A 3,902-nucleotide genomic window follows, 5' to 3' on the forward strand; every position below is an offset into this window, starting at 1 on the left:
AAATAGAGATAATTTCCTACCTTACATCCATCGCCTGTTGCATATTTCAGAAAATGATTGTTGATAAGTCTTTCAAGTTTTTATTTCATTTAAACCTTTATTTTTTTAAACTTGGATAGTGCTTATATTTTGATTGGACCTCAAAGTGCTTAAATGCCAACTTATTCAATAAGTAACTATGAAGCTCCGTCAAACCCCGTCAAAGCCATTTAACCTTATATTTTTAACCATAACTAACATTAATTAACTATGGCAACCGAAACTATTTTTATTAGTAAACAAACTAATGGAAACGGACTGTTCCTTTCAGATAATGAAGGACACTCCGGAGACAACTCAATTACCACCGAAGTATCTCCCGGAGATACCGTAACCTGGCAACTGGTTAGCGGAGGAGGTATCGATGAGATCGTCAACATTTACGCAAAGACAGACAGCCAGGATATTTTTAGCAGTGACCCGGCCAAGCAAAGCGATGGTTCTTTTATGGGGATTGTAAGTAACTCAGCTACGGGGAAAGAATCTTATAATATTGCATATAAGATTAATGGGGTGAAGTATATTGATGATCCTGAGTTGGATATACAAGATGATGATTGAAGATAAATATGATTTGATTTTTATAAGAGCCTATTTAATTATAGGCTTTATTTTTTTTACATGCACTTTATTTGGGCAGGATCAAGTTAAGGCTGACAGTTTAATATTTATATTGGAAACAGAAGAGTTGTCAGATTCTTTAAAACTGGAAGTTTTAAGCGAAGTTTTCAAGCATCACAATGACCCAGAAATGAGGCTTTTCTATGCAGTTATGGCGTCAGAGCTTGCCGAAAATATTGGGAATCAAGTTTTCTTGTATAAAAGTAAATTAAACATAGGACATGCCTATAGGAAAATGGGGTTATTGGATAAGGCGCTTGATGCTCTTTTGCAAAGTTTGCAGATCGCAGAAAAGTTAATGGATAAAAAAAGAGAGGCAGTTGCATTCACGGCCATAGGGAGTGTATATAGGGTTGAAAACAACTATCGGGAAGCTTTAAAATATTATAATTTGGGTATAAAGAAGTTTCGGGAGACTAATGACTCAATCAAATTAGCAACTGGATTGTTAAATACGGGGGAGTTATATAGAATTGATTATAAGTTTGATTCAGCTTTAATATATTTTCAGGAATCTCTTGAGATTTTTAAACAAAAGAATTATGATATCGGCATAGCCTATAATCTTGGGAACATTGGTCTTATCTATGCTGAACGAGGAAAAAATAATCTTGCCGAGAAAAATATTAGTGAAGCAGTTATAGTGTTGGAAGAGCTTGGAGATACATATGCCGTATCAATTTACGATACCTACATGGCAGACATCTACAAAGATAAAGGCGACTACCAAAGAGCATTGGAGTACGCAAACCGAAGCCACAAAGAAGCTGTTAAAGGGGGCTTTAAAGAACAAGTCCGCGATGCATCTCTAAAACTCTCAGAACTATACAGCGACCTCAAAGACTACGAAAAAGCCTTCAACTTCCAGAGCCAATATATAGCCTACCGCGACAGTATCAATAACGAAGAAACCATACGCAAAATGGCGGACTTGCGCACTGAATATGAAGTGTCACAAAAACAAGCGGAAGTAGACCTTCTAAATGAACAAAAGCGCAATCAACAAATTATAGGCGTAGGCCTTACCCTCGTAATTCTACTCGTGGCAGCTTTGGCATTGATGTTTTACAAAAACAGCAAGCAGAGGCAGCAAACCAATCAGATACTCAGCGAGCAGAAAGAAGAAATTGAAGCCCAGCGGGACCAGTTGGATGAGCTAAACCAGTCGAAAGACAAGTTCTTTTCCATTATTTCCCACGACTTGCGTGGACCGGTGCATGCTTTTAAGGGTATGTCAAGGCTTATCAAAATGTACATCGACCAGAATTGTATAGATGAGCTGGCTGAACTTAACCAACACTTTGACAAATCAGTTGATCAACTGTCAACACTGCTGGATGATTTACTGGATTGGGCGGTTTCGCAGCAGGGTAAGGTGCCTTACAGTCCGGAGGAGGTTAGCCTTCATGACCTTTCTGAGGACGTTATGGGGCTGTTTCACAATATGGCTCAGGCTAAGAAAATTAATTTGACCACCAATATACCCCAGGATATTCAACTTTGGGTCGATAGTAACAGTTTGAGGACAATACTGAGGAACCTGGTAAACAACGCTTTGAAATTCACTGAAGAAGGAGGCTCAGTAACCTTGTCTGCCGAAAAAGATGGTGACATGGCGGCACTGCACGTGTCAGATACGGGAAGAGGGATCTCTCAAGAGCAATTGCAAAGCCTGTTTAAACTGGGCGGCCATAAAAGGTCATGGGGAACAGAAGGAGAGAAGGGGCTAGGACTGGGTTTGCAGTTGGTTTATTCTTTTTCGGAAATGAATGGCGGTAGCATTACCGTTGAAAGCGAGGAAGGAGAGGGGACCACTTTTACCATACATATGCCATTGCATAAGATTGCTCCCACACCTGAAATGATGAATTCTTAATTCATTGGTAACGCTTCATCTGCCGAATGCATAGAGAATTTAGTCTCACCTTATAAGATGGGGCGTAAGGCCTTTCTTGTCAAAGATGCAAACCCTGAAGGAGTGGAATTTCTTCAGTTTAATAGTATGCAGCCATCAGCACTTCCAAACAGTTAAGCTTTACCAAACTGTTAGAAGTTTAGTAAAGCTCTAATTTAGCTAGGTTTGCTACAGTTCTAAACAGCTTATTCCTCGTTAACTATTCCGGCTTCAGCGAGTAAAGGCTGAAATGGTACTACTCCCTGACCCTGTCCAGCAATTCATTCAGGAGTTCGGCATCTTTTTCCGTCAAATTGCCCAATTCCTGATCGATCTCATCTATGGCATCATCCATCTTTTTAAGTAGCGCCAGTCCATCGTCAGTGATCATTACATCCACAAGGCGGCGGTCATTAGGGCAGGTCTCTTTGCTCACCCAGTTTTTTAAAGTAAGGCGGTCAACTATTCTGGAAACGTCAGAGTTTCTGTCCAGCATGCGTTCTTTGATACCGCATGTGGAAATGGACTTGGGGTGTTGGCCACGTAGTATGCGTAGTACGTTGTATTGTTGGTTGGTAATGCCAAAGGGCTTAAAAAACTCTTTATGCTTGTTAACCAGCCATCCTGAGGTGAAAAGCAGGTTTAACGTAGCCTTCTGTTTCTCACTTTTGAATTTCTTCTGCTGTATTTCTTCTTCAAACTTCATTTCTATGGGGTTCATCTCCAGCGGTATATAAGTGAAACAGATAATGTGGACTTGAGATACCCAAGTCCATATTTTGTTTGTAAAAAAGCTGGAGGGTCTTTTTAACCCTCCAAGATACTAACCTTTTTTCTGTAACTCAACATTACAGATGATATTGACTTCATCACCTACCACAGCACCACCTGCTTCAGTTAATGCTCCCCACTTCAAACCATACTCCTGACGGTTCACAGTACCGTTTATTTTAAATCCTGATTTGATGTTTCCCCATGGATCTTTAACAGTTCCATTATATTTAACATCGAAAGTTACCTTTTTGGTTACACCTCTCATGGTGAAATCACCTACCAACTGATACTTTGAACCTGATTTTTTGATTTTTCCGTCAAATTTGATTTCAGGATATTTTTCAGCATTGAAAAAATCTTCTCCTTTCAAGTGCTCATCCCTTTTCTCATTGTCAGTGTCAATAGAGGCTACCTTGGCAGTAAACACAACTTCTGCTCCGTCAAAATCTTCTTTGCTGCTGGTGACTGTAGCATCAAATTCCTTGAAATTTCCTTCTGTTTCAGAAATAACCATGTGGCTCACGGTAAAGCCAATGTTTGAATGCGCTGCATCAATGCCCCATTTGGTTTGACC

At 39.8% G+C, this 3,902-nt stretch carries 4 protein-coding genes; 2 read left to right on the forward strand and 2 right to left on the reverse strand.

Annotation, left to right across the window (positions count from 1 at the left end):
- Positions 1-249: 249 nt before the first annotated feature.
- Positions 250-600, forward strand: a complete 351-nt coding sequence (locus E1163_RS07360) for a hypothetical protein (RefSeq protein ID WP_155170791.1) — start codon at positions 250-252, stop codon at positions 598-600.
- Between the two features lie 112 nt (positions 601-712).
- Positions 713-2,536, forward strand: coding sequence for a tetratricopeptide repeat-containing sensor histidine kinase (locus E1163_RS07365; protein ID WP_185156003.1), 1,824 nt, complete (start codon positions 713-715; stop codon positions 2,534-2,536).
- A gap of 274 nt (positions 2,537-2,810) precedes the next feature.
- Here E1163_RS07365 and E1163_RS07370 read toward each other — a convergent pair whose 3' ends face one another.
- Positions 2,811-3,275, reverse strand: coding sequence for a MarR family winged helix-turn-helix transcriptional regulator (locus tag E1163_RS07370; protein WP_246223542.1), 465 nt, complete (start codon positions 3,273-3,275; stop codon positions 2,811-2,813).
- A gap of 102 nt (positions 3,276-3,377) precedes the next feature.
- The coding region (locus tag E1163_RS07375) for a YceI family protein (protein WP_155170793.1) at positions 3,378-3,902 on the reverse strand (525 nt) is incomplete at its 5' end.

The sequence above is a fragment of the Fulvivirga kasyanovii genome, assembly GCF_009711405.1.
GTDB classification, from domain to species: Bacteria; Bacteroidota; Bacteroidia; order Cytophagales; family Cyclobacteriaceae; genus Fulvivirga; species Fulvivirga kasyanovii.